Origin of the sequence: Mesorhizobium sp. M0771, from assembly GCF_040320155.1 — a bacterium.
Classification (GTDB): domain Bacteria; phylum Pseudomonadota; class Alphaproteobacteria; order Rhizobiales; family Rhizobiaceae; genus Mesorhizobium.
On sequence record NZ_JAMYPC010000019.1, the window covers coordinates 26,894 to 52,946 of the forward strand.

The 26,053-nt window shown below is 63.9% G+C and carries 25 protein-coding genes and 1 tRNA gene; 19 read left to right on the top strand and 7 right to left on the bottom strand.

What is annotated here, in order from left to right; genetic code table 11:
- Positions 1-185: 185 nt before the first annotated feature.
- On the top strand, positions 186-2,918 hold the full coding sequence (gene secA / locus NKI05_RS24790; protein WP_023714961.1) for a preprotein translocase subunit SecA: 2,733 nt from the start codon (positions 186-188) through the stop codon (positions 2,916-2,918).
- 224 nt (positions 2,919-3,142) lie between these two features.
- Here the strand turns inward: secA and NKI05_RS24795 are convergent, their stop codons facing one another.
- Positions 3,143-5,731 carry an ATP-binding protein gene (locus NKI05_RS24795; protein WP_031205507.1) on the bottom strand — a complete coding sequence of 863 codons (2,589 nt, stop codon included), beginning with the start codon at positions 5,729-5,731 and terminating at the stop codon, positions 3,143-3,145.
- A gap of 244 nt (positions 5,732-5,975) precedes the next feature.
- On the opposite strand from NKI05_RS24795, the gene NKI05_RS24800 reads away from it, so the two are divergent.
- The 7 genes from NKI05_RS24800 (at position 5,976) to NKI05_RS24830 (ending at position 12,076) form a co-directional block, all read left to right on the top strand.
- Positions 5,976-6,248, top strand: a complete 273-nt coding sequence (locus NKI05_RS24800; RefSeq protein WP_023685308.1) for a DUF4242 domain-containing protein — start codon at positions 5,976-5,978, stop codon at positions 6,246-6,248.
- Positions 6,226-6,531, top strand: coding sequence for a hypothetical protein (locus NKI05_RS24805; protein WP_081726008.1), 306 nt, complete (start codon positions 6,226-6,228; stop codon positions 6,529-6,531). The genes NKI05_RS24800 and NKI05_RS24805 overlap by 23 nt, the downstream gene beginning before the upstream one ends.
- A 158-nt stretch (positions 6,532-6,689) precedes the next feature.
- Positions 6,690-7,193 carry a hypothetical protein gene (locus tag NKI05_RS24810; protein ID WP_023815701.1) on the top strand — a complete coding sequence of 168 codons (504 nt, stop codon included), beginning with the start codon at positions 6,690-6,692 and terminating at the stop codon, positions 7,191-7,193.
- Positions 7,194-7,456: 263 nt separating this feature from the next.
- Positions 7,457-8,860 carry a lipopolysaccharide biosynthesis protein gene (locus NKI05_RS24815; RefSeq protein WP_023815700.1) on the top strand — a complete coding sequence of 468 codons (1,404 nt, stop codon included), beginning with the start codon at positions 7,457-7,459 and terminating at the stop codon, positions 8,858-8,860.
- A complete protein-coding gene (locus tag NKI05_RS24820; protein WP_023815699.1) occupies positions 8,860-10,140 on the top strand; it encodes a GNAT family N-acetyltransferase in 1,281 nt (426 codons plus the stop codon). The genes NKI05_RS24815 and NKI05_RS24820 overlap by 1 nt, the downstream gene beginning before the upstream one ends.
- A gap of 75 nt (positions 10,141-10,215) precedes the next feature.
- Positions 10,216-11,367 carry a YncE family protein gene (locus NKI05_RS24825; protein ID WP_023815698.1) on the top strand — a complete coding sequence of 384 codons (1,152 nt, stop codon included), beginning with the start codon at positions 10,216-10,218 and terminating at the stop codon, positions 11,365-11,367.
- 133 nt (positions 11,368-11,500) lie between these two features.
- The gene (locus tag NKI05_RS24830; RefSeq protein WP_023815697.1) at positions 11,501-12,076 is read left to right on the top strand and encodes a cation efflux transmembrane domain-containing protein; all 576 of its coding nucleotides are present in this window, start codon (positions 11,501-11,503) and stop codon (positions 12,074-12,076) included.
- A gap of 188 nt (positions 12,077-12,264) precedes the next feature.
- Here the strand turns inward: NKI05_RS24830 and NKI05_RS24835 are convergent.
- Positions 12,265-12,349 (bottom strand) — tRNA-Leu (locus NKI05_RS24835).
- A gap of 206 nt (positions 12,350-12,555) precedes the next feature.
- On the opposite strand from NKI05_RS24835, the gene NKI05_RS24840 reads away from it, so the two are divergent.
- Together NKI05_RS24840 and NKI05_RS24845 are read left to right on the top strand one after the other, a co-directional pair.
- The gene (locus NKI05_RS24840) at positions 12,556-13,140 is read left to right on the top strand and encodes a YqaA family protein (RefSeq protein WP_023815696.1); all 585 of its coding nucleotides are present in this window, start codon (positions 12,556-12,558) and stop codon (positions 13,138-13,140) included.
- A 62-nt stretch (positions 13,141-13,202) separates the two neighbouring features.
- The gene (locus NKI05_RS24845; protein ID WP_023686688.1) at positions 13,203-13,721 is read left to right on the top strand and encodes a disulfide bond formation protein B; all 519 of its coding nucleotides are present in this window, start codon (positions 13,203-13,205) and stop codon (positions 13,719-13,721) included.
- Positions 13,722-14,004: 283 nt separating this feature from the next.
- On the opposite strand, the gene NKI05_RS24850 is transcribed toward NKI05_RS24845, so the two are convergent.
- A complete protein-coding gene (locus NKI05_RS24850) occupies positions 14,005-14,562 on the bottom strand; it encodes an HNH endonuclease (protein WP_008874122.1) in 558 nt (185 codons plus the stop codon).
- 128 nt (positions 14,563-14,690) lie between these two features.
- Positions 14,691-15,332, bottom strand: a complete 642-nt coding sequence (locus NKI05_RS24855) for a DNA-3-methyladenine glycosylase family protein (protein WP_023685318.1) — start codon at positions 15,330-15,332, stop codon at positions 14,691-14,693.
- 74 nt (positions 15,333-15,406) lie between these two features.
- Here NKI05_RS24855 and gluQRS point away from each other — a divergent pair, with 74 nt between their 5' ends.
- Positions 15,407-16,282 carry a tRNA glutamyl-Q(34) synthetase GluQRS gene (gluQRS, locus tag NKI05_RS24860; protein ID WP_023686689.1) on the top strand — a complete coding sequence of 292 codons (876 nt, stop codon included), beginning with the start codon at positions 15,407-15,409 and terminating at the stop codon, positions 16,280-16,282.
- Here the strand turns inward: gluQRS and NKI05_RS24865 are convergent, their stop codons facing one another.
- The gene (locus NKI05_RS24865) at positions 16,283-16,570 is read right to left on the bottom strand and encodes a hypothetical protein (RefSeq protein ID WP_023671677.1); all 288 of its coding nucleotides are present in this window, start codon (positions 16,568-16,570) and stop codon (positions 16,283-16,285) included.
- Positions 16,571-16,789: 219 nt separating this feature from the next.
- On the opposite strand from NKI05_RS24865, the gene NKI05_RS24870 reads away from it, so the two are divergent.
- Positions 16,790-17,665, top strand: a complete 876-nt coding sequence (locus NKI05_RS24870; protein ID WP_031195766.1) for a DMT family transporter — start codon at positions 16,790-16,792, stop codon at positions 17,663-17,665.
- On the opposite strand, the gene NKI05_RS24875 is transcribed toward NKI05_RS24870, so the two are convergent.
- Positions 17,662-18,513 carry a YihY/virulence factor BrkB family protein gene (locus NKI05_RS24875; protein WP_023671675.1) on the bottom strand — a complete coding sequence of 284 codons (852 nt, stop codon included), beginning with the start codon at positions 18,511-18,513 and terminating at the stop codon, positions 17,662-17,664. The genes NKI05_RS24870 and NKI05_RS24875 overlap by 4 nt on opposite strands.
- A 60-nt stretch (positions 18,514-18,573) precedes the next feature.
- Here NKI05_RS24875 and NKI05_RS24880 point away from each other — a divergent pair, with 60 nt between their 5' ends.
- The 7 genes from NKI05_RS24880 (at position 18,574) to NKI05_RS24910 (ending at position 24,001) form a co-directional block, all read left to right on the top strand.
- Positions 18,574-19,440 carry an SDR family oxidoreductase gene (locus NKI05_RS24880; RefSeq protein ID WP_352793366.1) on the top strand — a complete coding sequence of 289 codons (867 nt, stop codon included), beginning with the start codon at positions 18,574-18,576 and terminating at the stop codon, positions 19,438-19,440.
- Between the two features lie 24 nt (positions 19,441-19,464).
- Complete coding sequence (locus NKI05_RS24885; protein WP_023671673.1) at positions 19,465-19,656, top strand: twin transmembrane helix small protein; 192 nt, start codon at positions 19,465-19,467, stop codon at positions 19,654-19,656.
- 19 nt (positions 19,657-19,675) lie between these two features.
- Complete coding sequence (locus NKI05_RS24890) at positions 19,676-20,257, top strand: cob(I)yrinic acid a,c-diamide adenosyltransferase (protein ID WP_023671672.1); 582 nt, start codon at positions 19,676-19,678, stop codon at positions 20,255-20,257.
- A 29-nt stretch (positions 20,258-20,286) separates the two neighbouring features.
- Complete coding sequence (locus NKI05_RS24895; protein ID WP_023671671.1) at positions 20,287-21,087, top strand: rhomboid family intramembrane serine protease; 801 nt, start codon at positions 20,287-20,289, stop codon at positions 21,085-21,087.
- Positions 21,088-21,302: 215 nt separating this feature from the next.
- Positions 21,303-22,052: an electron transfer flavoprotein subunit beta/FixA family protein gene (locus NKI05_RS24900; RefSeq protein ID WP_023671670.1), complete on the top strand. Its 750-nt coding sequence runs from the start codon at positions 21,303-21,305 to the stop codon at positions 22,050-22,052.
- Between the two features lie 20 nt (positions 22,053-22,072).
- Positions 22,073-23,002 carry an electron transfer flavoprotein subunit alpha/FixB family protein gene (locus NKI05_RS24905; RefSeq protein ID WP_352793369.1) on the top strand — a complete coding sequence of 310 codons (930 nt, stop codon included), beginning with the start codon at positions 22,073-22,075 and terminating at the stop codon, positions 23,000-23,002.
- A 120-nt stretch (positions 23,003-23,122) separates the two neighbouring features.
- The gene (locus tag NKI05_RS24910; protein ID WP_023671668.1) at positions 23,123-24,001 is read left to right on the top strand and encodes a 3-hydroxybutyryl-CoA dehydrogenase; all 879 of its coding nucleotides are present in this window, start codon (positions 23,123-23,125) and stop codon (positions 23,999-24,001) included.
- A gap of 27 nt (positions 24,002-24,028) precedes the next feature.
- On the opposite strand, the gene NKI05_RS24915 is transcribed toward NKI05_RS24910, so the two are convergent.
- Positions 24,029-25,963: a PAS domain S-box protein gene (locus NKI05_RS24915; RefSeq protein ID WP_023731059.1), complete on the bottom strand. Its 1,935-nt coding sequence runs from the start codon at positions 25,961-25,963 to the stop codon at positions 24,029-24,031.
- Positions 25,964-26,053 lie beyond the last annotated feature (90 nt).

The following is a 26,053-nucleotide window of genomic DNA, read 5'->3' on the forward strand; positions in this document are numbered from 1 at the left end:
TTTGGCGCTGCCCATAGGGCTAACGCGGCGTTGACATCAGTTGAGCCCCCTCTTATCTGTCCAACGACTTTGCGTCCAGAACCGTTTTCCGGGCGCTTTTTGTGTTTGTCCGCGTTTCACGCGGAATTGATGGGGCCGGCCGGCGCTCATCTCAAAATTGAGAATTCTATCGAAAGGACCATCGGATGGTCAGTCTCGGCGGTCTCGCCCGTAAGGTTTTCGGTTCCTCCAACGATCGTCGCGTAAAATCGACCCGGCCGCGTGTCGAGGCGATCAACGCCATGGAAAACGAGATGCGGGCGCTGTCCGACGCCGAGCTTCAGGCCCGCACGGAAAAATTCCGCCAGGATATCGCCAACGGCGCCACGCTCGATGACCTGCTGGTGCCGGCCTTCGCCACCGTCCGCGAGGCATCCCGCCGCGTGCTCGGCATGCGCCCGTTCGACGTGCAGCTGATCGGCGGCATGGTGCTGCACAATGGCGGCATCGCCGAAATGCGTACCGGCGAGGGCAAGACCCTGGTCGCCACCCTGCCCGTTTATCTCAACGCGCTTGCCGGCAAGGGCGTCCATGTCGTCACCGTCAACGACTACCTTGCCACCCGCGACTCCGAATGGATGGGCCGCGTCTACAAATTCCTCGGCCTCTCGGTCGGCGTCATCGTCCATGGCCTGTCCGACGAGGAACGCCGCGTCGCCTACGCGTCCGATGTTACCTATGCCACCAACAACGAGCTCGGCTTCGACTATTTGCGCGACAACATGAAGTATGAGCGCGCGCAGATGGTGCAGCGCGGCCACAATTACGCGATCGTCGACGAAGTCGATTCCATCCTGGTCGACGAGGCGCGCACGCCGCTGATCATTTCCGGTCCGCTTGAGGACCGTTCGGAAATGTACAACACCATCGATGCCTTCATGCTGCAGCTCGGCCCAGCCGACTACGAGATCGACGAGAAGCAGAAGACCTCGATCTTCACCGAGGAAGGCACCGAGAAGCTGGAAAACCTGCTGCGCGCGGCCGGCCTGCTCAAGGGCGAGTCGCTCTATGACGTCGAGAACGTCGCCATCGTCCACCACGTCAACAACGCGCTGAAGGCGCACCGGCTGTTCCAGAAGGACAAGGACTACATCGTCCGCAACGACGAGATCGTCATCATCGACGAATTCACCGGCCGCATGATGCCGGGCCGCCGCTATTCGGAAGGCCTGCACCAGGCGCTCGAAGCCAAGGAGCATGTGGCGATCCAGCCGGAAAACCAGACGCTGGCCTCCGTCACCTTCCAGAACTACTTCCGCCTCTACAAGAAGCTTTCCGGCATGACCGGCACGGCGCTGACCGAGGCCGAGGAGTTCGGCAACATTTACGGCCTCGAAGTCACCGAGATCCCGACCAATCTGCCGGTCATCCGCAAGGACGAGGACGACGAGGTCTACCGGACGGTCGAGGAGAAGTACAAGGCGATCGTCAAGGAGATCAAGGAAGCGCGCGCCAAGGGCCAGCCGACGCTGGTCGGCACCACCTCCATTGAAAAATCCGAGCAACTGGCCGAGCGCCTGCGCAAGGAAGGGTTCAAGGATTTCGAGGTGTTGAACGCCCGCCACCACGAGCGCGAGGCCGCCATCGTCGCCCAGGCCGGCAAACCCGGCGCCATCACCATCGCCACCAACATGGCGGGACGCGGCACCGACATCAAGCTCGGCGGCAACGCCGAGATGCGCATCGAGGACGAACTGGGCGACATGCCTGCTGGTCCCGAGCGAGAGGCGCGCGAAAAGGAAATCATTGCCGATGTCGAGCGCCTGAAGGAAAAGGCGCTAGCCGCCGGCGGCCTCTACGTGCTCGCCACCGAGCGCCATGAATCGCGCCGCATCGACAACCAGCTCCGCGGCCGCTCCGGCCGCCAGGGCGACCCCGGCCGTTCGAAATTCTTCCTGTCGCTGCAGGACGATCTGATGCGCATCTTCGGCTCCGAGCGCATGGACGGCATGCTGCAGAAGCTTGGCCTCAAGGAAGACGAGGCCATCATCCATCCGTGGATCAACAAGGCGCTGGAAAAGGCGCAGAAGAAGGTCGAAGCGCGCAACTTCGACATCCGCAAGAACCTGTTGAAATACGACGACGTCTCGAACGACCAGCGCAAGGTGGTGTTCGAGCAGCGCATCGAATTGATGGACGGCGAAGGCCTGTCCGAGACGATCGCCGAGATGCGCGAAGGCGTCATCGAGGAGATCGTCACCAAGAACATCCCCGAAAACGCCTATGCCGAGCAGTGGAACGTCGCCGGCCTCAAGGCCGAGGTCGCCGAATTCCTCAATCTCGACCTGCCGGTCGAGGACTGGGTCAAGGAAGAAGGCATTGCCGAGGACGACATCCGCGAGCGCCTGACCAAGGCCGCCGACGACGCCGCCAAGGAGCGCGCCGAGCGCTTCGGCCCAGACGTGATGAGCTATGTCGAACGCTCGGTGGTGTTGCAGACGCTCGATCATCTGTGGCGCGAGCACATCGTCAACCTCGACCATCTGCGTTCGGTCGTCGGCTTCCGCGGCTACGCCCAGCGCGACCCGCTGCAGGAATACAAGAGCGAGGCGTTCGAGCTGTTCCAGGCGCTGCTCGGCAATCTGCGCCAGGCCGTCACCGCGCAATTGATGCGCGTCGAACTGGTCCGCCAGGCCGCCGAAGCGCCGCCGCCCGAAGCGCCTGAAATGTTCGGCAGCCACATTGACGGCACCACGGGCGAGGACGATTTCGAGGGTGGCGAGACCGCACTTCTGGTCCGCCAGGAGAGCAACGCCATCGTCGCTCCCGAAGACCGCGATCCGAACAACCAGGCGACCTGGGGCAAGATCGGCCGCAACGAAGCCTGCCCCTGCGGCTCCGGCAAGAAATACAAACACTGCCACGGCGCGTTTGCCTGATTTCGAAGGCTAGGTCGGCGGGACAGCACCCCCCTCTGGCCTGCCGGCCATCTCCCCCTCAAGGGGGGAGATCAGCAGCTTCGGCGCCGTAACTTCTTTCAATTTCGACAATTGGCGAAAGCCACAGTGACAGCCAATCTCCCCCCTTGAGGGGGAGATGTCCGGCAGGACCGAGGGGGCGCGAAGGATCGCGACCTCTCAGTCGAAATTTTAAAACAAGCTTCTCACAACAACCCCGAATCGCGCGCCGCCGCCGTCGCCTCGCCGCGCGACACCGCATCCAGCTTGCCCAGCACCGCCGAGACATGGTGATCGACCGTCTTTGGCGAAATCGTCAATTGCTCGGCGATCCGCTTGTTGGACAGGCCGCGTTCGATCAGCTGCAGCACCTGCATCTGGCGCAAGGTGAGGCCGGCGAGGTTGGCGCGCGTCGAGCGGCGCGGGCCGCGGGCGATGCCGCCAACGCCGTTCTTGCGCATGATATCGCGCAGGCGCTGGGCTGCCGGCCTTGCCCCCAGGCCGTCGAAAATATCCAATGCCAGCCGCTGCCCCTCGTCGTCGCCGAGGATGAGCGCCAGTCCGCGCTCGTATGGCGCATTCAATTCGGCCCAGAGTGCCGAAGCCGAACGCCAGTCGCCGGTCAGAAGCAGCCGGTATGGTGTCGCCATGTCGGCGGTGTCGCCGGCCGGCATATCGGGAGAGAGCAATGTTCGCCACAGCGCCAGCTCCCCGACATGGGCACGCGAGCGCACCGGCGTTTCGGCGCGGGTGATCAGCGCCAGCGCCTCTTGCCTGTCGGCCAGGCCCAGCCATGCCTGCTCCGCTATCAAGGCCGCATAGGAGCTCAGCATCTGCAGGTCGCCGCCGCTTCCGACCAGACGCGCCATTTCGGCGAACAGCGGCTCGGCCGAAGGATCGCCGCGCCTCAGGCGCAGTTTCGCCAATGCCAGCAGCGCCGGAAACCGGCCCACGGTGGTTGTCCGCTCATTGTCGATGACATCGCTTGCCGTCGCGGCGGCCTCATCCCATTGGCCCTGACGCAGTTGCACATCGGCCAGCATGCCCCTGAGATAGTCGCGCCAGGTGCCGAGATCGTTCTCGGTGCAATAGTGGATGCCGCTCTCGAGCACCGGACGTGCCGCGTCGTAGCTCATCTGGGTGATCTCGAAACAGGCGCGGTTGGTGAAGGCGCGCGCGGCATGTTCCTGGAAATTGCCTTGGAGCGCAATTTCAAGGCTTTCGTCGAGGCGCAGGCGTCCGGCATCCGGATTGAGCCACTGCTCGACGCAGCCGACATTGTTGAGGGCATGCGACGCGATGTCGGGACGGTTCATGCGCGCAGCCAGCGCCGCTGCCTTCTCGCCATAGAACAGCGTGTCTTCCACCCTCTCCGACAGCATCGCCAGATGCGAAAGGTTCGAATAGGCCATGGCGAGTTCGGGACCGGCGGGAGCCGCTTCCAACATAGCCACAGCCTCGGCGCCGAAGGCGGCCGCCGCCTCGCGGTCATCGCCCATTTCGCTCAGCCGGGAGAGCCATCTCAGGCTGTCGCCCTCCTTCAGCCTGTTGCCGTCTGCCTGATGCAGTCGGCGCGCCTCGCCCTGCGCCGCAAGCGCGTCGTCGATCTTGCCGATGAGATGACACTCGAACGCATGGCTTTCGTAGAGTACCGCACGTTCCGTGGCCGGCAGGCTGTCGGCCTGCTGCAAGGCGATTTCGTAATAGCCGGCGGCATCGCGATGGGCGCCGACACGCGACGCTTCGCGCGCGGCGATTGGCGCAAGTTCGCGCACCGCCGCCAGATTGTGCGCCTCGACCGCATGATGCACCAGGCGGCCTGTGGAGACGTCGCCATTTTCGAGCAGTGCCGCCAGCGCACGCTGGTTGAACTGCCGCCTGTGCGACGTCGTCAGCATCATTTCGATGGCGCGTCGCGCGATGTCGTGGCGGAAGGCGTAGCCGTCGCCCAGATCGTCAAGCAGGCCGTTGGCGACACACTCGGCCAACTGGCCGGCGCTGGCGACGCCGCACAGGCCTTGCAAGGCCCAGGCGTCGGCGCGGCGCGGAAACACCGACACCGCGTCGAGCATGGCCCGGGCGCCAACCGACAGCCGCTCGGCCCGCGCCAGCACCGCGTCGCGCACGCTTGCCGGCAGCGCCATTTCGTTTTCGGCGCACAACAATTCGGTGACGAAGAAGGCATTGCCTGCGGTCGCCCGGTAGATGGCGTCGCCATCGCGGCCAGCCGCATCGGCGAGCGACAGCACGGCCGCCTCGCTGAGCAGCGGCACGTCCATGCGCGCCACGCTGCCGGCCGGGATTTCGCCAAGGGCGCGGCGCACGCGCATCTGTCCTTCGCTGCGGTCGGTGCGCGCCGTGAGCAACAGCAGGATGTGGGTGTTGGCGATACGCCGGCCGAGGAAGCGCACGAAATCGAGCGTCGCATCGTCGGCCCAGTGCAGGTCTTCGATCACCAGCAGGCTCGGTCCCTTGGCCGCAAAGGCGTCGAGCGCGTCGGAAAACAGCGGCAGTCTCTGCCCATGCCGGGCATCGATGGCGCGCGGCAGCGCCCATTGCGCTTCACGGGCCAGATCGTAGAGCGGCCCCAGCGGATCTGGGATCGACAGATCCTCGCAAGCGCTGCGCAACATTGCCGCGCTTTGCCCCACACGGGCCGCGAATGCCTCGACAAGCGCCGTCTTGCCGGCGCCGGCCTCCCCGGCCAGCACGGCGACGCGGCCATGGCCGCCTATTGCATCGCCAAGCAGGCTCTCCAACTGCTGCAGCTGCGTCTGCCGTTCCAGAAGCATCATTATCATCGTCTCACAGGATCGGAGTTTTCCCACCATGGCGGGCCGCTCACGATTAGCCCGTGAAGAAAGCGCCGCAATGTGACTTTGCACACATTGCCGTGCCTCTTTCCACAAAGAACGACGCCAATATAGGGAATCGTCCCGTCCAATATGGGGAATCGTTCCGATGCGCGGGCCGGGCCGGCGTGGTCAACGTCCAGCAGCGCTCCGATCGAGCGTGAATCAATGGAAAAGGAAGTCTTCCATGCCTCGCTATCTGATTGAACGCACATTTCCGGACGGCCTCAACATTCCGATGACCGACATCGGCGCCACTGCGGTCGGCGGGGTCGTCATGCGCAATGCCGAAAAGGGCGTCACCTGGATCCAGTCCTTCGTCACGCCCGACAAGAAGCACAGCTTCTGCATCTACGACGCGCCGACGCCCGAAGCGATCCGCAGCACGGCTCAGAAAAACTCGCTGCCGGTCGACAAGATCACGGAGGTGCGGGTTCTTGACCCTTATTTTTACCTCTGATCCTGCGTTCGGTCGCCACGATGATGAGCATCAAACTGTCCTTCGCGGCCGTGGCGAACTGCCTGATGGCCTGCCGCTCGGCGGAATCGGGCCTGTCCTGGGAAAGACCGTCCGGCCAACCTCCGTGCTCGGCCGTCTATGGCGGTTCGCGACGAGGCTGCCTGCGTATCTGTCTGAAAGGCGGCGCTTGCCCCCGGAAGGCGACTATCTGAGGCGCGACATCGGGCTATCGGAGCGGGACGTCCCGCAGGAATATTGGCAATATTACTTTTGGGATCGTTGATTTTGCACGGTTTTTAAGGGCTGCGGCCAAAGCCCGGCAACGGAAGCCGCATCGCATGAACCGGGACGGATAAACCAAATCCTAAACCAACGCCGCAGCGTTTCGGGCAGCCTGATCGGCCGCCGTCGCCTCGAGCGTCAACAAACGGACGGAAGACCATGACCATAACTCTTTGGACGACACGCTTCGCGGCTTTCGCCGCCATCTCGATCGCGGCGGGTGCGGCCGCCCAGGCGCACGACGCCAACCCGTTGGCCGAAAAGGTGCGCGCAGCCAACAGCCGCTTCGAGAATGTGGCAGCCGCCACCGCCGAAGGCTATGCCCCCATCCCTTGCGCCAGCGGCATCACCGGCGGCGCCATGGGCATCCACTATGTCAACGGCGCCTATCTCAAGGACGATGCCGTCGATGTCGCCAAGCCCGAGGCGGTGATGTACGAGCCGATGGCCGACGGCGGCCTGAAGCTAATAGCGGTCGAATACATCACCTCGAAAGGCCCGGCCTCGCTCGAAGGCCAGCTGTTCAACTTCAACAGCGCCCCCAACCGCTACGGCCTCGGCCCGTTCTACGAACTGCATGTCTGGGCCTGGAAACAGAACCCGACCGGCGCCTTCGCCGACATGAACCCGAACGTGTCCTGCGACGCGATGAAGGGGATGTAACGTTCCCGATGTGACATCCGGCACCGGACACACCCGATGCCTGCCTTCCCCCTTGGCGGGGGAGGGGCGAGCGAAACGCCGACCGGCTCCCCAGTCTTCCCCGGCGTTCGCTCGCCTTTTATTATGCCCCGGCATACGATGACGCACCTTGCACACGCGGCCGTCCTTGGCCCCTCGGCGCACCCGCACCTGCCCACCCTTTCTTAAGGTGTTTCGGATACATCGAAACCTTGAAAAGAGGCGGAAAACGGAGAGACATCGGGGTGCGCTTTTCCGCGGCGACGACGGCCGGGCGGTTCTTGCCGCAGCGTTTGGCGCTGCGCATGGGGCCTCTGCTTGACCGCATCGATGCGGTGCTGTTCACCGCCGACGAGCGCGGCGAAGCCGGCCGCATGTCGCTGATCGCCTTTGCCATCCGCATCGTCAGCGCCGTCATCGCCTTCATCAGCCAGGTGCTGATGGCGCGCTGGATGGGCTCGTTCGAATACGGCATCTTCGTCCTCGTCTGGGTGACGATGGTCATCGTCGGCAACCTCGCCTGCCTCGGCTTCCACACCTCGGTCATCCGCTTCATCCCCGAATACCGCGAACGCAACATGCTGGCCGAGCTGCGCGGCATCGTGGTCGCCAGCCGCCTGTTCGTGCTGATTGCCTCAACCGCGATCGCCGGGCTTGGCGCACTGGGCGTCTGGCTGTGCGCGAACTGGATCGAGAGCTACTATGTTATGCCCTTCATCCTCGGCCTGTTCTGCCTGCCGATGATCGCCATGGGCGACCTGCTGCAAGGCCAGTCACGCGCCAATTCCTGGGCGTTGTTTGCGTTGTCGCCAACCTATCTGGTGCGGCCGGTGCTGATCCTGGCGCTGATGGCGCTGATGCTGGCGCTGGGCTATGCGCCCGACGCCAGGACAGCGATCTTCGCCTCGATCGCCGCCACCTACGCCACCACGCTCGGCCAGCTCATCGGCGTGACCACGCGCATGGGCAGGAATATCCCGGCCGGGCCGATGAAGGTGCATTTCGCCGAGTGGTTCATCGTCTCGCTGCCGATCTTCCTGGTCGAGAGCTTCTTCTTCCTGCTCACCAACGCCGACGTGCTGATGGTCGGCGCCTATCTCCAGCCCAATGACGTCGCCGTCTATTTCGCCACCGTCAAGACGCTGGCGCTGGTGCATTTCGTCTATTTCTCCGTCAAGGCCGGCGTTGCCCAGCGCTATGCGCAGTTCACCCATGGCGAACCGGAAAAGCTCGCCGCGTTCGCACGCGAGACCGTGTCGTGGACGTTCTGGCCGTCGCTGCTGATGGCGCTGCTGGTGCTGGCGCTCGGCGAGCCTATGCTGGTGCTGTTCGGCCCCGAATTCACCGCCGGCTATCCGCTGCTGTTCCTGCTGGTGTTCGGCGTCGTGGCGCGCGCCGCCGTCGGCCCTTGCGAAAGCCTTCTGACGATGAGCGGCAACCAGAACATCTGCGCCGCCGTCTATGCCATGACGCTCGCCTTCAACATCGGCCTCAACGTGGTGCTGATCCCGCTCTTCGGCCTGTGGGGCGCGGCGATCGCCACCAGCCTCGCCATGGTCTTCGAGGCCAGCGCCCTGTCCTTCACCGTCTGGCGCAAGCTCGGCATCGTCATGCTGATCTTCGTGCCCGCAGCAAAGGGAGCCGCCTGATGGCCGCCATCCCGCTGATCGAGGAAACCAGCGGCGGCCCGGCCGGCGCAATGGTGTCGGGCCTTGCCGGCCTGGCGCGCGACGCCGATCCGGCGCATCTCGAGATCCTCGCCAACAACCGGCCGCTGCGCAAGCTGGCGATCTATCCGGCTTCGGCCGGCTTCGAACTGGTCGAGGAACTCGACTATCTGTGCACCCGCACGATCGAGCCCAACGTCTTCTTCAACCCGCGCTTTCTGGCGCCGGCCATGCCCCGGCTGGAAGATCGCGAGGTCAAGCTGGCGGTGATCCGCGACGGCGACGAATACCGCAACCGGCTGCGCCTGCTGGTGCCGTTCTCGGTCGAACGGCCGGCCGTGCCGCTCGGCGTTCCGGTGATGCGCACCTGGTCGAGCCCGTTCGGCCCGATCGGCACACCGCTGGTCGACCACGACGACCCGATCGGCGTCGTCGAGGATTTCTTCGGCATGCTGTCGCGGCCGCATCTCAAGCTGCCGAAGGTCTTCGTGCTGCCCGACATGCGCCTCGACGGCCCATTGGCCAGCGTGCTGGCCACCGTTGCCGAGACGCGCGGCCTGACGATGGTCACCACCGGCAAGGCGGACCGGCCGGTGCTCGAAAGTACGCTCGACGGCGAGGCGTATCTGAAGGCATCGCTGCGCGCGCACCACTACCGCGAATTCCGCCGCCTAAAGCGGCGCCTGGGGGATCTCGGCAGGCTGGAACATGTCGTGGCGCGGGGACCGGACGAAATCCGCCACGCCATCGAAAGTTTTTTGACGCTGGAAGCCGCCGGCTGGAAGGGCCGCGAGCGCACCGCCATGGCCATCGACCGCTACCGCGCCGCCTTTGCCCGCGAAGCCGTGCACCGGCTGGCCGAGCACGACATGTGCCGCATCCATTCGCTGACGCTGGACGGCCGCACGATCGCCTGCCTGGTCGTCTTCGTCGAGGCCGGCGTCGCCTACACCTGGAAGACCGCCTATGACGAGACGCTGGCGACCTATTCGCCGGGCACGCTGTTGATGATCGAGGTGACCAGGCAGCATCTCGACGACCCCAACGTTATGATGACCGATTCCTGCGCCGTGCCCGACCATCCGGTGATGAGCCGGCTGTGGAGCGAGCGCAAGCCGATGGGCTCGCTGGTGATCGGGCTGACTCCGGATGCCGACCGCCTCGCCCGCCAGGCAGCCTCGCAGTTGCATCTCTACCGCGAGACCCGCAACATGGCCCGCCTGCTGCGCAACCGCGTGAAGAGTTTGCTGGGACGGCGATAGCCACTGGATCAACGGCAAGACACCAGCTATGGCTCCGGCGGCAATTTCGGCCGGCCTTCACGACAAGCCATCCTGATGATCAGAACCTTTTTGCGTCACGCCGGTCCCCGTGCGGCCTTTTTGCTGCTTGCGCTGCTGCCTGTCCGCGCCTGGGCCGATAGCTGTCCCGAGGATTGCAGCGAGCCCGCGCCGTCCATCAACATCTACAGCCACACCGCCGCCAGCCATCTCAGCCCGGCCACGCTGGGTGCACTGCCGCGCGTCTATGTGCCGAACCGCTCCTCCAACAGCGTCACGGTGATCGACACCATGACACTCAAGGAAGTCGACAGGTTCCCGGTCGGCAGCAAACCGCAGCACGTCGTGCCGTCCTGGGACCTGAAGACGCTCTGGGTCGCCAACAATGGCACCGGCAAGAACGGCAGCCTCACGCCGATCGACCCGATGACCGGCAAGCCCGGCCCGCAGATCGCCGTGGACGATCCCTACAATTTGTATTTCATGCCGGGCGCGGCCATCGTCGTCGACGAAGCCCTGGAGCGGCTCGATTTCCGCGATCCTCACACCATGGCGCTAATGTCGAGCCTGCCGACGCCCACTTGCCCCGGCATCAACCACGCCGAATTCTCGGTCGACGGGGCCTACGCGATCTTCACCTGCGAATACGGCAATGGCGGATTGGCAAAGATCGACCTGAAGAACCAGAAGGTGCTTGGCCATCTCGACTTCTCGAAAATGGGCATGCCGCAGGACATCCGCCTCTCGCCCGACGGCAAGGTTTTTTACGTCGCCGACATGATGAATGACGGCGTGTTCCTCGTCGATGGCGACAGTTTCAAGGAGATCGGCTTCATCCCGACCGGCATCGGCGCCCATGGCTTCGTCGTCAGCCGCGACGGCAAGCGGCTCTATGTCTCGAACCGGGGCTCGCACAAGATGGAGCAGGGCAAGGCAAAGGGACCGGGCAGCGTGAGCGTGATCGACTTCGCCACCCGCGCGGTCGTAGCACTTTGGCCGATCCCCGGCGGCGGCAGCCCCGACATGGGCAATGTCAGCGCCGACGGCAAACAACTATGGCTGTCCGGCCGCTTCGACAGTGCCGCCTACATGATCGACACGACAACAGGCGCCGTGACCAAGTTTCGGGTTGGCTCAGAGCCGCACGGCCTGACGGTGTGGCCGCAACCGGGACGGTATTCCCAAGGCCATACGGGAAATATGCGCTAAGTCCGCGTTCGAGGCGCGCTCGAACGCAAGGGGTCGCAAAGGGCGACCGCTCGTCGGCCCGGAACGAGCAGGGGCTTTCCTTGGACACCGCGAAGCTGTAGCTCCACACACTGGTTTCGGATACCGCCAGAAGATGAACCTCCGCCGCATCGTCCTCATCGTCGCGCTTCTCAATCTTGCCTATTTCGGGATCGAGTTCGCTGTGGCGCTCGCCATTGGATCAGTGTCCCTGTTCGCCGACAGCATCGACTTTCTTGAAGATGCTTCCGTGAACCTCCTTATCCTGCTCGCACTTGGGTGGTCTGTGCGCTCCCGTGCGCGGGTGGGGATGGCATTGGCGCTCATCCTTCTCATGCCGGGTCTGGCAACGCTCTGGACGGCTTGGGAGAAGTTCAACGCGCCGGTGCCGCCGCAGCCCATCGCCTTGACCTTGGCGGGACTTGGCGCCCTCGCCGTCAACCTGTCCTGTGCCTACATGCTGGCCGCGCACCGGCATCGTGGCGGCAGCCTCACAAAGGCGGCCTTCCTGTCGGCCCGCAACGACGCCTTGGCCAACATCGCCATTATTGCCGCAGGGTTGGTCACGGCCTTGCTCTGGCATTCCGCGTGGCCCGATTTGGCGGTGGGATTGGGGATCGCGGTCATGAACGCCGACGCGGCCCGCGAAGTGTGGGAAGCTGCCCGTGAAGAACACCGTGCGGCGGCCTGAGAGCACGTAGAGCGGGGCTACCGGCCGCCGCTGATTGGCGCTATCGCTGTCATCCTCAGCAGCCGCGGTTGGCTCTGTGTTCGAGGCACTGTTCGAACCCGGAGGGTTCGCAAGGGCGACCGCCCGTCGGCCGGTCAGGCCGCCCCATCGGAGCCCATGAGCGAAGCGAACTGGCGTGAGATCAAAAATGGTGCCCCTAGCCGGAATCGAACCAGCACTCCTTGCGGAACTCGATTTTGAGTCGAGCGCGTCTACCAATTCCGCCATAGGGGCTCAGGCCAGGAGGCCTGGATGGGCGCGGACTATACGGTCGGAGGCCTGTTCGTCAACTGGCCAAATGCGCCGCCGTGCCCTGCTTGCGGCAAAAGCCCGCCTTTCTGTTTCATGACGCTCCTGCCATTGTGCGGCGCGGAAAATCTTTCTAGACAGACGCGCATCAAAGCGCGTTGCGTCTGGGCAACCTGCATCCAGGAGAGCCGATGCTTCGCGGACTTTACGACTGGACCTTGTCGCTGGCGGCCCGCAAATCCGCCGAATGGTGGCTGGCCTTCATCGCCTTCGTCGAAAGCTCGGTGTTTTTCATACCTGCCGACGTCTTGTACCTGCCCATGGCGTTGGCGCGGCCCGAACGCGCCTATCGCTATGCGCTGACCGCCACTGTCGCGTCGGTGCTGGGCGGCATTGCCGGCTGGCTGATCGGTTACTATGCCTACGACACGATAGCACGGCCGATGCTGGAGCACTTTGGCGGCCTTGACGCGTTCGAGAGGTGGCAGTCGGCCGGCACCGGGCTGATGCTGGTGCTGCTTGTCACATCGGGTGCCGCCCACTTGCCGCCGATCAAGGTGGTCACCATTCTGGCAGGCGCCCTCCACGTCAATCTTTTCGTCTTCATCGTCTCCGCCATCCTGGCGCGTGGCGCCCGTTTCCTGCTTCTGGCCTGGCTGCTGCGCCGCTATGGCGAAGAGATCAAGGAATTCATCGAGAAGCGTTTGGGATTGATCGTCGGCGCCGGCGCCGCCGCCCTGATTTTGCTCTATATCCTCGTCAAATACGCCTTCTGACCGCCCAAGGCGGGCGGTGGGTCAGGACTATGCCGGCGGACGGCGAATTCAACGGACGAAACATGACAGCCACGATGACAGCCGATACCGGACGCCAGCGGACGCGCACCGCTTTGTTTCTCGCCGTCGCCATGGCCGCCACGGTCGGCTCCGCGCTCGCCTTCCAGCACATAGGCGGCTACATCCCCTGCCATCTGTGCCTGGAGCAGCGCACGCCCTATTATATCGGCGCCCCGCTGATGCTGCTGGCGGTGATCGCCTCGATGTTCAGCGCACCCGCATGGCTGACGCGCGGCCTGCTTGCCGTCGGCGGCCTGCTGATGCTCTACGGGCTCTATCTCGGCGTCTATCATTCGGGCGTCGAATGGGCCTGGTGGCAGGGCCCGGCCGATTGCACGGCCGGCGCCGGCCCGGTCGACACCGGCGGCAAGGGCGTGCTCGACGCGCTCGACAAATTCGTGCCGCCATCCTGCGACAAGGCAGCCCTTCGTATCCTCGGCCTGTCGCTGGCCGGCTGGAACGCCATAGCCAGCTTCATCCTCGCCGCCGTCGCCTTCCGCGGCGCGCTGGCGCGCGACTGATCTAGCGACGCGAGAAACAGAACTCGCACCGCCCATTCTGCGGCTGGGCTTGAACGGTTGCGCCGCCCCTCATTGCCCTGCCGGGCATTTCTCCCCGTATAGCGACTGGGAGAAAGACACTTTCATCCATGCTTTCGCCAATTTTCAACGTTGCAGAACGAGCGCCGAGGTTGCAGCCAATTCCCTTTTCCCCGTCACTATAGGGGGAGAAGGTGGCGGCAGCCGGATGAGGGGCAGCACCTGACATCGGCGATTGCCCTGGCAAGGCCGATCGCGCCAATCCCTACGGCTCCAACTCCACATCCCAGTAGAGATAATCCATCCAGCTTTCATGCAGATGGTTGGGCGGGAACAGCCGGCCATTGTTGTGCAGGTCGTGCACGGTCGGCTGGTATGGCTTCTGCAGCGGCCACATCTTGGCGTGCGCCGGCATCATGCCGCCCTTCCTCAGATTGCAGGGTGAACAGGCGGCCACGACATTCTCCCACGTCGTGGCCCCGCCGCGATGGCGCGGGATGACGTGGTCGAAGGTCAGATCCTCGGGCGTGCCGCAATACTGGCACTGGAAGCGGTCGCGCAGGAACACGTTGAAGCGGGTGAATGCCGGGTGCCTCGACGGCTTCACATAGGCCTTCAGGCTGACGACGCTGGGCAGCTTCATCGAAAAGGTCGGCGAAGACACCGCATGCTCGTATTCGGCGACGATGTTGACCCGGTCGAGGAACACCGCCTTGATGGCGTCCTGCCAGGACCAGAGCGACAAGGGGTAATAGCTGAGCGGACGGTAATCCGCATTCAGCACCAGCGCAGGAAGCCCATCCGGAGATACGGCAACCGTCACCTTGTTGACCTCCTCGTTCTAGAACCGATCGGCGCGGATACTGTAAGCCCGACATGACAGGGATGTGAAGCGGATTGTCATCAGCCAAAAGCGGCAAAAATGCAGGATTTTCATGCTTTTTTACGGTTTCAGGCCGGAGGTGCTGCGTCCCGGCCCCTGGTTTCGCGATAATAGGACCAGAAAAGCCGCGATGCGACGCCTCGCCACGGGCTCCATGATTCGGCCAGGGCGATCAGCGTTTTCTCCGGCGGACGCGGCTCTATGCCGAGCGCGTGGCCAACCGCGCTCTGCAGCGCGACGTCGCGCGCGGGGAAAATATCGGGGTGGCCGGCGGCAAACAGGAGATAGACTTCCGCCGTCCACGGGCCGATGCCCGGCACCGCGATCATAGCCGCGATCGCCTCTTCGGCGTCGAGCGAACAGAGGTGATGCAGGTCGAGCCCCTCAACCACGGCCTGCGCAACCGCGATCAGACCGCGCTGCTTCGGCCGCGACAGCCCAGCCTCACGAAACATGTCCTCGCCGGCGGCAAGGATCGCCTGCGGCGTTAGCGGATCGACCAGTTTCACCAGCCGGCCGAAAATGGCATCGGCGCTCGCACGGGATACTTGTTGCGAAACGATAATGGAGGCCAGGCTTCGAAAGCCGGGCTCCGACAGCCGCAGCGGCACCTCGCCGGCCATGCCGCGCACCTTTTCCAGGCGCGGATCGATTGCGCAAAGCGCATCCAGCCCGCGCGCAATATCGTCCAGTGTCGCGATGCGTTGCATGTTTTCTTGTTCCTGAACCGACCTCACGGTAGCAATTGGCAAAACCGCTGCACAACCCGATTGCCGCTTGTGAGATGACGCTCCTGACATTCCGCTTCGCGCCGAGCCCGAACGGCGAACTGCATCTCGGCCATGCCTATTCGGCACTGCTCAACCAGCAACTGGCGCGTGCGGCCGGCGGCCGCCTGCTGCTGCGCATCGAGGACATCGACACGATCCGCTGCACGCCTGAATTCGAGGCCGGCATCTTTCGCGACCTCGAATGGTTAGGTCTCGAATGGGAACAGCCGGTGCGGCGCCAGGCCGAGCATTTCTCCGACTATCAGGCCGTGCTCGACCGGCTGGTCCGCGAAGAACTCGTCTACCCTGCCTTTATGAGCCGTGGCGAGATCAGGGCCTTCATCGCCGACAGCGAAAAGCGCGGCCGCGGCTGGCCGCGCGACCCGGACGGCGTGCCGCTTTATCCCGCCGCCGACAAGGCGCTGCCGGTCAGCGAACGCAACCGCCGCATCGCCGAAAATGCGCCCTTCGCCTGGCGCCTCGACATTGATGCAGCGCTGGCGCGCGTCGGCACGGATTTGTCCTGGCGCGAATTCACCAACGAGACGCTTTCGGCGACGCAGCGAGTCGAGGCGCGTCCGCAGGACTGGGGCGACGTCATTCTGGCGCGCCGCGACATCCCGACCAGCTATCACCTGGCCGTGGTCGTCGACGACGCTCTGCAAGGCGTCAGTCATGTCGTGCGTGGCCGCGACCTTTATTCCGCGACCGGCATCCAGCGCCTGCTGCAGGAACTGCTCGGCCTCGGCCAGCCGCAGTATTTCCACCACCGTCTCATACTCGGACCGGATGGGCGCAAACTGTCGAAGAGTTTTGCTGATACCGGCCTTGCCGCGCTGAGGCCGGCAGGCATGTTGCCGGACGATGTCAGGCGGCTGGTCGGGCTCTGACTAAAGCCGGGCCAGCCCCGCCTTGAGCAGCGCCAACGCGCCTATAAACGCGAAGGCGCCGCCCAGTCCCCAGGCAACCGCGAGCTTCAGATCTCTCAGGACGATGCCATGTTCGTTCGCGGCCATGACCGCGGCGAAAAAGCCGAGCGTGAACAGCAATGTGTTGCCGGTCGACCCAAAACCGTCCTCCTGCATGATGGCGTCGAGCGCTGAACCGAAGAAGAAGCCGAACACGGCCACACTGGCCACCGTCATCAAAAGCCAGCTTGTGTCGAGATGCAACAGCATGCGCGCTCCCTGTCGAAGCCAAAACGCCATGTCGCCGGATCCATCGACAGAAGTCGATTGCCCTGACGCCGCCCTTTGAATTCGGCCACCTCCTACATCAGGATGAGCTTATGTACCAATTGTTTCGCTTTGCTTGCCGGATTGAACCGCATTAGAGCAATTGCCGTATTTGTCTCTTCACCGAATCGGACCTCTCCACCGGAAACGGCTTCCCCGAAAATGCACAGTCTCAAGCGGTTCATCCCCGCCTCGTTTGTCGTCCTGTGGGCGACAGGTTTCATCGGCGCGCGCTACGCCATGCCCTGGGCGGAGCCCTTCACCTTTCTGGCGGCCCGCTTTGTCATCGCCGCCTTGCTGCTTGCCGGGCTGATGCTCGTGCTTGGCTCGAAGCGAGCCACAAGGGCAGAAGCGCTTCACGCCACGGTCGCCGGCATCCTCATGCATGGCATCTATCTCGGCGCCGTGTTCTGGGCGATCCACAGGGGCATGCCCGCCGGGCTTTCGGCGCTGATCGTCGGCCTGCAACCGCTGATCACCGCCGTGCTTGCCGGCCGGTTCCTCGGCGAGGACATCCTGCCGCGCCACTGGGCCGGCCTTGCCGTCGGCCTTGTGGGAGTGATCATCGTGCTGTGGCCGAAGCTCGGCGCTCTCGGCGGCGGCGTTACGCCCGAAACCCTGACGGCGTCGCTGGTCTCGGTGCTGGGCATGAGCGCCGGGACCATCTGGCAGAAGCGCTATGCCTCGGGTGGCGACCTGGTGGCGGCGACGATGTGGCAATATATCGGCGGCGGCTCGCTGATGATCCTGGCTTCGCTGGCACTGGAGACCCACACGGTGATCATCAACGGCGAACTGATCTTCGCCATGGCCTGGCTGGTCCTGGTGCTGTCGATCGGCGCCATCTTCCTGCTGATGGTGATGATCCGCGACGGCGAGATGTCGAAGGTCGCGTCGCTGTTCTACCTGGTGCCGGCCGTCACCGCTGTCATCGCCTGGGCGCTGTTCGGCGAACAGCTCAGCCTCGTGCAGATCGTCGGCATGGCAATCGCGACGCTCGGCGTCGGGCTGGCCACGGCTCGGCCAGCCAAAACCTAGCTGCCGACCCGTGCGCGCGCTTCGAGAAAGCGGCTGATCGCCGCATTGAGTTCGCCGCCGAGGATGAAGATCGCCGACAGCATATAGAGGAAAACCACGGCGATCATGATCGAGGCGAGGCCGGCATAGGTCGTCACATAGGACGAGAAATGGTCGAGGTAGGTCGCGAACATCGTCGAGCCGACAAGCCACGCAGCCAGAGTGAAGATGATGCCAGGCACCAGCGAGACAAAGCGGCGCTTGCCCGCCGGCAGCCAGTAGTGGACGGCAAACAAGCCACCAATGATGACGGTTGAGGCGATGACGTAGCGCCACAGCGTGATCGTGCCCGTATAGGGTTTGATCCACTCGAAATGAGCTTCCGCCAGCCGCGCCAGCAAAGGCGCAAAGACCAGGAGCACGCTGATCGCCAGGAAACCGGCCGTCGCGATCAGCACGAAGAAAATGCTCTGCACCCGGCGGTAGATGATGCCGCGCGTTTCGGCGACGCGGTAGGCGCGGTTGAGCGAGGTGCGCAGTGCCTCGATGCCGTTGGAGGCGAAATAGGCCGCCAGCAGCACGCCGTAGGTCAAAAGATCGGTGCGCCGCACGGTCAGCACGTTGAGCACCTCGCGCGCGATAGGCTTGGCGATCTGTTCGGGCCAGGTGTCGAAGACCAGGTGCACGGCAGTATCGGCGAACGCCTGCGCACCGAGGAAGCTCGCCAGCGTGGTGGCGAAGATCAGGAACGGGAACAGCGCCATGAGCGAAGTGATCGCCAGATGGCTGGCCATGGCCCAGCCGTCATCGGTGTTGAAATGGCCAAGCGCGTCATAGAGCACGCGGCGCAGCACGACGATATTCCGCATCAAGAGCCGCGTTCCCTTCGATTGTCTCGACGCCGCGAATATGGGAAGGGATTGTGGCAAATGGCAACCCTTGCTCAAACCACGACGCGGCCTGCCAAAGAGTTGCGCACCATCATCGTCACCGGCGCCTCGTCCGGGATAGGCGCCCACTGCGCCCGTGCGCTGAAGGCGGATGGCTGGCGGGTGCTTGCAACGGCGCGCAAGCCTGAAGACATAGCCGCACTCGAAGCCGATGGCATCGAAGCGTTTTACCTCGATTACCGTGAGCCGGACTCTATCGAAGCCCTTGTGGGCTCGGTGCTGGAGCGGACAGGCGGACGCCTCGACGCCCTGTTCAACAACGGCGCCCATGCACAGCCCGGCGCCGTGGAAGACCTGCCGGTTGCGGCATTGCGCGAGCAGTTCGAGGCCAATTTCTTCGGCTGGCACGACCTCACCCGACGCATCGTACCGGTAATGCGTCGCCAGGGACATGGCCGCCTCGTTCATTGTTCCTCGATCCTTGGGCTAGCGCCGGTGCCTTTTCGCGGCGCCTACTCAGCCTCCAAGCACGCGCTCGAAGGCCTGATGCTGTGCATGCAGCAGGAACTCAGGGGCAGCGGCATCCATGTCTCGCTGATCGAACCGGGGCCGGTGACCTCGAAAATCGCCAGCAACGGGCTGTTCTGGTTCCTGAAAAACATCGACCACGAGAATTCCGTCCACCACGTCGCCTATGCCGCGCAGCTGGCGCGGCTTCGGGCCGGCGGCAGCTCATCACGGCTGAAAAAGGGGCCGGAGGTGGTCTATGCGGCCTTGCGCCATGCACTTCTGTCGCGGCGCCCGCGCCCGCACTATGTGGTAACAGTGCCGGCCAGGATTGGCGTGATGCTCAAGCGCATCCTGCCGGCATCGATGCTCTACCGCGTTCTGGCCGGACGCGCCTGATCGCAACAGAACTGGGAACAGATCATGGCAACCGTCATCAAAGTCCTCCTCGTCCTCGTCATGGTCGCCGTGGTGATCGTGCTTGTCCGCGGCCTCATCAACATGATGCGCGGCGGCTCCGGTGTGAGCTCGAACAAGCTGATGCAGGCACGCGTGCTGCTGCAGGCGCTGGCGTTGGCACTAATCCTGCTGGTGGTGTATTTCACCCGCAAGTGACGGCCGTTCGGGAGGCGACGTGGTCAAGCTCAACAAGATCTACACCCGCACCGGCGATGACGGCACCACTGGCCTCGGCACCGGTGAACGCAGGCTGAAATCCGACCTGCGCGTCGATGCCTACGGCACCGTCGATGAAGCCAATGCCTGCATCGGCATCGCCCGCCTGCACACAGCGGCAAGTTATCCCGCCATCGACGCCATGCTGTCCCGCATCCAGAACGATCTGTTCGACCTCGGCGCCGATCTCGCCGTGCCCGACGACGGCAAGCCGCTCGGCTACGAGCCGCTGCGCATCATCGCCTCGCAGACCGACCGCGTCGAAAAGGATATCGACCTTCTCAACAAGGATCTGCAGCCGCTCAAATCCTTCGTGCTCAATGGCGGCACGCCGGCGGCGGCAGCACTTCATCTTGCCCGCACCGTGGCGCGACGGGCCGAGCGGATCATGGTGGCGCTGGCGCAGGACCCGGCCGAACATGTCAATCGCGAGGGGCTGAAATACATAAACCGCGTCTCCGACTTTCTGTTCGTCGCCGCTCGTGCGGTCAATGACAACGGAAATGCCGACGTGTTATGGGTGCCCGGCAAGAACCGCTGAATTTTCGAAGGCGGGAAAGGGCTTGGGGCATGTTCATCCCGCTTTACGACTCCAACAGGTTGCGCCACATCCGGCTGCAATATGTGACGATCGGCCTGATCGCGGCCAACGTGTTGGTCTTTCTCATCACGACGATCGGCGGCGAAAATTTCAACAACGCAGCCGTGCTCGGCTTCGGCTTCATTCCTTCGGTTGTCCACGACACGGCAGAACTCTCGCCCCAATTCGTCGTCATTCCCGAGAGCCTGAGTTACCTTACCTATGCCTTCCTGCATGCCGATATCTTTCATCTCGGCGGCAACATGCTGTTCCTGTGGGTGTTCGGCGATAATGTCGAGGACGCACTCGGCCACATCCGCTACCTCATCTTCTACCTGCTTTGCGCCATCGCCGGCGCCTTCTTCCAGGGGCTCGTCGCCTGGAGTTCGGAGGTTCCGCTGATCGGCGCCTCCGGCGCCATTGCCGGCGTCGTCGCCGCCTATCTGGTCCTCTACCCCCGGGTGAAAGTGTGGGTGCTGGTCTTTGCCCGGATTCCGCTGCGTATCCCGGCCTTCATCCCGCTGATCCTGTGGATCGGCTTCCAGGTGGTGATGTTTGCCGCCGGCGGCGAAAACCAGATATCCTGGGCCTGCCACATTGGCGGCATCATTGCCGGTGGCGTGCTGGTGCTCATCATGCGCAGCCGCGGCGTGCCGCTGCTCGCCGGTGACGACGGCGAGCCGGAACCCGCCGATCAGCCAGCCGCTTCTATTGGGCCGGCGCCAGCCGGTCCGGCTCCCGTGCAACCTGAGACGCGTTGGGGCCGGGGTGGCGCTTCCGGTCACAACTGAACCGATTTGAGTGGTTTGGCCGCTGCCGTGGCATATTGACGTGTTGCGTCGCCACAACTACGGAGAGCGCCACCGCTAGGCGGCAGAAGACCAGAATTCGTCCGGCCAGGATTCCGTTTGGCCGCAATTCAGTCAGGAATGTCGGCTTTCGACAACTCTGCGGAGGCGCACGCTGCTATAGCGCGCCCGGATATCTCAGGAGAGGTGACAGGCAAATGAAGATCCTTGTGCCCGTGAAGCGGGTTGTGGATGCGAACGTCAAGGTTCGCGTCAAGGCTGATGGTTCGGCGGTTGAACTCGCCAATGTCAAGATGGCGATGAACCCGTTCGACGAGATCGCGGTGGAAGAGGCACTCCGGCTGAAGGAAGCCGGCAAGGCCGAAGAGATCATCGTCGTTTCGATCGGCCCGCAGCAGGCGCAGGAAACGCTCCGCACCGCGCTCGCCATGGGCGCCGACCGCGCCATCCTGGTCAAGACAGATGAACAGACCGAGCCGCTCGGCGTCGCCAAGGTGCTGAAGGGCGTCGTCGACGCCGAGCAGCCCGGCCTCGTGATCCTCGGCAAGCAGGCGATCGATGATGACTCGAACCAGACCGGCCAGATGCTGGCCGCCCTGCTCGGCTGGGCACAGGGCACCTTCGCCTCCAAGGTCGTGCTCGACGGCGATAAGGCCAAGGTGACGCGCGAAGTCGATGGCGGCCTGCAGACGGTGGAACTGAAGATGCCGGCGATCATCACCGCCGATCTTCGCCTCAACCAGCCGCGCTACGCCTCGCTGCCCAACATCATGAAGGCCAAGAAGAAGCCGCTCGACGAAAAGAGCCCGGCCGATTACGGCGCCGACGTCAAGCCGCGCCTGAAGGTGCTCAAGACCGAGGAGCCCAGCGGCCGCAAGGCGGGCGTGAAGGTCAAGAGCGTCGCCGAACTGGTCGACAAGCTGAAGAACGAAGCCGGCGTGCTCTGAGACTGGAAGGAACAGATAAAATGACCATTCTCCTCATCGCAGAACACGACAACGCAACTCTTTCCGACCAGACCGCCAAAGCGCTCTCGGCGGCGCTGCAGATCGGTTCGGACGTGCATGTGCTGGTGGCCGGCAAAGGCGCCAAAGGCGCTGCCGACGCCGCCGCCAAGCTCAAGGGCGTGAGCAAGGTGCTGCTGGCCGAGGCCGACGAACTGGCCGAGCGCCTCGCCGAACCGCTCGCCGCAATCGTTGTCTCGCTGGCCGGCGCCTACGACACCATAATCGGGCCGGCGACCTCGTCGGGCAAGAACGTCGCGCCGCGCGTGGCGGCCCTGCTCGATGTCGCGCAGGTCTCCGAGATCATCGAAGTGGTTTCACCAGACACGTTCAAGCGGCCGATCTATGCTGGCAATGCGATCCAGACGGTGCAGTCTACCGACGCCAAGAGGGTCATCACTGTGCGCACCGCCTCCTTCCAGGCTGCCCCCGAGGGCGGCTCGGCAGCTGTCGAGACGGTGAAGGCCGCGGCCAATCCCGGCCTCTCCACTTTCGTCGAGAACAAACTCTCGGAAACCGACCGTCCGGAGCTGACCTCGGCCAAGATCATCATTTCGGGCGGCCGCGCGCTCGGCTCCTCGGAAAAGTTCCAGGAAGTCATCCTGCCGGTCGCCGACAAGCTCGGTGCAGCCGTCGGCGCCTCGCGCGCTGCCGTCGACGCCGGCTACGCCCCGAATGACTGGCAGGTCGGCCAGACCGGCAAGGTCGTGGCGCCGGACCTCTATATTGCCGTCGGCATTTCCGGCGCCATCCAGCACCTTGCCGGCATGAAGGATTCGAAGGTCATCGTCGCCATCAACAAGGACGAAGAGGCGCCGATCTTCCAGGTTGCCGATTACGGCCTGGTCGGCGACCTGTTCGTCATCCTGCCGGAACTGCAAAAGGCGCTTTGACGCTCTCTGCTAAAGCGTATTAAATTGTGAAAGGGTGGGGTAGACGAAGCTGCCCCACCCTTTTAGTTTGCACTGCACAAAAAGCAGGCCGCAAAGGCCTTTTCGACGGGATCGCTGCAAATGGCCAAGATCGAGACGATCGGCATCATCGGCGCCGGCCAGATGGGCGGCGGCATCGCGCATGTATCAGCACTTTCGGGTTTCAAGGTGCTGATCTACGACGTCTCGCCCGACCGTATCGAGAAGGGTATTGCCACGGTCAGCGGCAACATGGCCCGCCAGGTCGGCTCCGGCAAGCTTGAGGAAAAGCTGCGTAACGAAGCGATGGCGCGCATTTCCGCAGCCCCCACCATGGCTGATCTCGCCGGTGCCGATCTGGTGATCGAGGCGGCGACCGAGGACGAGACGGTCAAGCGCAAGATTTACGCGCAGCTCTGTCCCCAGCTCAACCCGGAAGCCATTCTGGCGACCAACACCTCGTCGATTTCGATCACCCGGCTTGCCGCGCAGACCGACCGTCCCGAGCGTTTCATCGGCATACATTTCATGAACCCCGTGCCGCTGATGAAGCTGGTCGAACTGGTGCGCGGCATCGCTACCGAGGATCAGACCTTCGAGGCGGCCAAGGCCTATGTGAAACAGCTCGACAAGACCATCACCGTCTCTGAAGATTTTCCGGCCTTCATCGTCAACCGCATTCTGTTGCCGATGATCAACGAGGCGATCTACACGCTCTATGAGGGGGTCGGCTCGGTCGATGCCATCGACACCGCCATGCGGCTCGGCGCCAACCATCCGATGGGACCGCTGCAGCTCGCCGATTTCATCGGCCTCGACACCTGCCTGTCGATTATGCAGGTGCTGCATGACGGCCTGTCGGATTCGAAATATCGCCCCTGCCCGCTGCTGGTGAAATATGTCGAGGCCGGCTGGCTCGGCCGCAAGACCGGGCGCGGCTTCTACGACTATCGCGGCGAGCATCCGGTTCCGACGCGCTAACCACCAGAACGAAAGTTCCGTGCTCCCTCAGGACGCCGCTGCAAGCGGCGGCTCTGCTTGGCCTCTTGACCCGGTATCGTCAGGCGCCACGGAAACACAGCCGCGGCCGGCGGCCTTGGCCGCATAGCAGGCAGCATCGGCCCGGGCGATGATCTCGTCGACTTCACCGCTGTTGCTGTGGATTGGCGCCAGCCCGATGCTGGCATCGATCGCATGCGGCCGGCCGTCCCAGCTGAACTGCAGGCCGCGGATGGCGTCGATGACCGAGCGTGCGGCAATCCTGGCGCCGGCGCTCGGCCCGGCTTTCAGGATGACCGCGAATTCGTCGCCGCCGAGGCGGGCCACGATATCCTCCGGCCCAAGCGCACCGCGAATGGCCTCGGCAACCCGCTTCAGCAAGGCGTCGCCGGCGGCGTGCCCGCCAGTGTCGTTGACCAGCTTGAAATGGTCTAGATCGATGAACATGAAATGATGTTCGCCCGCCGGCCTGGCTGTGCCGGCCTTGCGGCTCCGGTCGACCAGTTCCTCCATGGTGCGGATAAAGCTCGAACGGTTGGCAAGGCCAGTCAGCGCATCATGCGCGGCGGCATAGGCGAGCTGGCGCTGCAAGGCGCGCGCATCGGTGAAGTCCTGGAAGACAATGACAAGACCGCAGAACTCCTGGCGGTCGTTCATGATCGGCGACACCACCTGGCGGATGCTGCAGCGTGTGTCGTCGCGACGGATGAGGACGGCGCGACTGTTCTGGTCGACAGGGCTGGCGCTGCCGAGCGCCGGCCGCGTCATGCCGATCCTTTGCCCGGTTTCTTCGTCCACCGCCCAGTAGACATGGCCAAGCGTCTTGCCGAGCGCCTCCGCGCCAACAACGCCGGTGAGCTTTTCGGCGACCGGGTTCATGAAGGTGATGCGGTTGGCGGCATCGGTGCAGATGACGGCGTCGCCGATCGACTGCAGCGTCACCCTCAGCCGCTCCTTCTCGTCGGCCAGCATTGCCGCCGATACGATGAGGCTTTCCTCGGTTTGCTTGCGCTGGGTGATGTCGGTCAGGCTGCCGATGGCCCTGACCAGCCGTCCGTCCTTGTCGCGTTCGAGCGTCTTGCCGCGGTCGAGGATCCAGACCCAGTGGCCATCCTTGTGGCGCATCCGGAACTCGGCTTCGAAGAACGGTGTCCTGCCCTCCAGATGGGCACGATCGGCTTCGGCGACGTTTTCGCGATCGTCGGGGTGGATCATCGCCAGCCAGCGGTCGGGGTCGCCGTCCAGTTCGCCATCGGCATAGCCCAGCATCTTCACCCAGGTGGCGGAGTAGGTGGTGCCGCCCTTCCGCATATCAAGATCCCAGACGCCTTGTCCGGCGCTGGCCAGGGCAAAATTCCAGCGCGTTTCGGCTTCGGCTATGCGCGCCTCGGATTGCTTGCGCGCATCGATATCCTCGATCTGGGAGACCAGGTAGAGCGGGCTCCCGCTCTTCTCGTCGCGAATGACGGAACCGGCAAGATGGGCCCATACCGGCGTGCCGTCCTTCCTGAGGTAGCGCTTTTCGAAGTGGAAGGCGTTGACGGTGCCCGCCCGCATGCCGTCCATCGTCTCACGGCCGATCTGCACATCGTCGGGATGGGTGATCTGGAAGAAGGTCAGCGCCTCGATCTCCTGCTTGCTATAGCCGAGCATGGCGGCGAAGGCCGGGTTGGTTTCATGGATGCGGCCGTCGAGGCCGACAATGGCGATGCCGATCGCCGAATCCTCCATGGCGCGGCGGAAACGCTGCTCGCTTTCGGCGATCTGCCGGCGGTCGTCCAGTATCCGGTAAATGAACAGGGCGGCGAGAATCAGCGCAACGGCGGCGACCGGCACCGATATCTGCAGGCAGAGTTTCAGCACTTCGGCGCTGACATCGAGCCGCGACAGCAGGAGCGCGACCACGGCAGCGCAAAGCCCTCCGGCCGCAAGCACCAAAGCCACGTGACTGTCAGCCCGCAGGCTTTTTCGCTCTCGTCGCATCACTGTGCATGCCACCCCATGCGCAACACATTCTGCAAAAAACACTGGATG

Coding starts and splice junctions, on each gene's coding strand:
- secA (WP_023714961.1), top strand. CDS start 186: ATGGTCAGTCTCGGCGGTCTCGCCCGTAAGGTTTTCGGTTCCTCCAAC.
- NKI05_RS24795 (WP_031205507.1), bottom strand. CDS start 5,731: ATGATGCTTCTGGAACGGCAGACGCAGCTGCAGCAGTTGGAGAGCCTG.
- NKI05_RS24800 (WP_023685308.1), top strand. CDS start 5,976: ATGCCTCGCTATCTGATTGAACGCACATTTCCGGACGGCCTCAACATT.
- NKI05_RS24810 (WP_023815701.1), top strand. CDS start 6,690: ATGACCATAACTCTTTGGACGACACGCTTCGCGGCTTTCGCCGCCATC.
- NKI05_RS24820 (WP_023815699.1), top strand. CDS start 8,860: ATGGCCGCCATCCCGCTGATCGAGGAAACCAGCGGCGGCCCGGCCGGC.
- NKI05_RS24825 (WP_023815698.1), top strand. CDS start 10,216: ATGATCAGAACCTTTTTGCGTCACGCCGGTCCCCGTGCGGCCTTTTTG.
- NKI05_RS24830 (WP_023815697.1), top strand. CDS start 11,501: ATGAACCTCCGCCGCATCGTCCTCATCGTCGCGCTTCTCAATCTTGCC.
- NKI05_RS24840 (WP_023815696.1), top strand. CDS start 12,556: ATGCTTCGCGGACTTTACGACTGGACCTTGTCGCTGGCGGCCCGCAAA.
- NKI05_RS24845 (WP_023686688.1), top strand. CDS start 13,203: ATGACAGCCACGATGACAGCCGATACCGGACGCCAGCGGACGCGCACC.
- NKI05_RS24855 (WP_023685318.1), bottom strand. CDS start 15,332: ATGCAACGCATCGCGACACTGGACGATATTGCGCGCGGGCTGGATGCG.
- gluQRS (WP_023686689.1), top strand. CDS start 15,407: ATGACGCTCCTGACATTCCGCTTCGCGCCGAGCCCGAACGGCGAACTG.
- NKI05_RS24865 (WP_023671677.1), bottom strand. CDS start 16,570: ATGCTGTTGCATCTCGACACAAGCTGGCTTTTGATGACGGTGGCCAGT.
- NKI05_RS24870 (WP_031195766.1), top strand. CDS start 16,790: ATGCACAGTCTCAAGCGGTTCATCCCCGCCTCGTTTGTCGTCCTGTGG.
- NKI05_RS24875 (WP_023671675.1), bottom strand. CDS start 18,513: ATGCGGAATATCGTCGTGCTGCGCCGCGTGCTCTATGACGCGCTTGGC.
- NKI05_RS24880 (WP_352793366.1), top strand. CDS start 18,574: ATGGCAACCCTTGCTCAAACCACGACGCGGCCTGCCAAAGAGTTGCGC.
- NKI05_RS24885 (WP_023671673.1), top strand. CDS start 19,465: ATGGCAACCGTCATCAAAGTCCTCCTCGTCCTCGTCATGGTCGCCGTG.
- NKI05_RS24895 (WP_023671671.1), top strand. CDS start 20,287: ATGTTCATCCCGCTTTACGACTCCAACAGGTTGCGCCACATCCGGCTG.
- NKI05_RS24900 (WP_023671670.1), top strand. CDS start 21,303: ATGAAGATCCTTGTGCCCGTGAAGCGGGTTGTGGATGCGAACGTCAAG.
- NKI05_RS24905 (WP_352793369.1), top strand. CDS start 22,073: ATGACCATTCTCCTCATCGCAGAACACGACAACGCAACTCTTTCCGAC.
- NKI05_RS24910 (WP_023671668.1), top strand. CDS start 23,123: ATGGCCAAGATCGAGACGATCGGCATCATCGGCGCCGGCCAGATGGGC.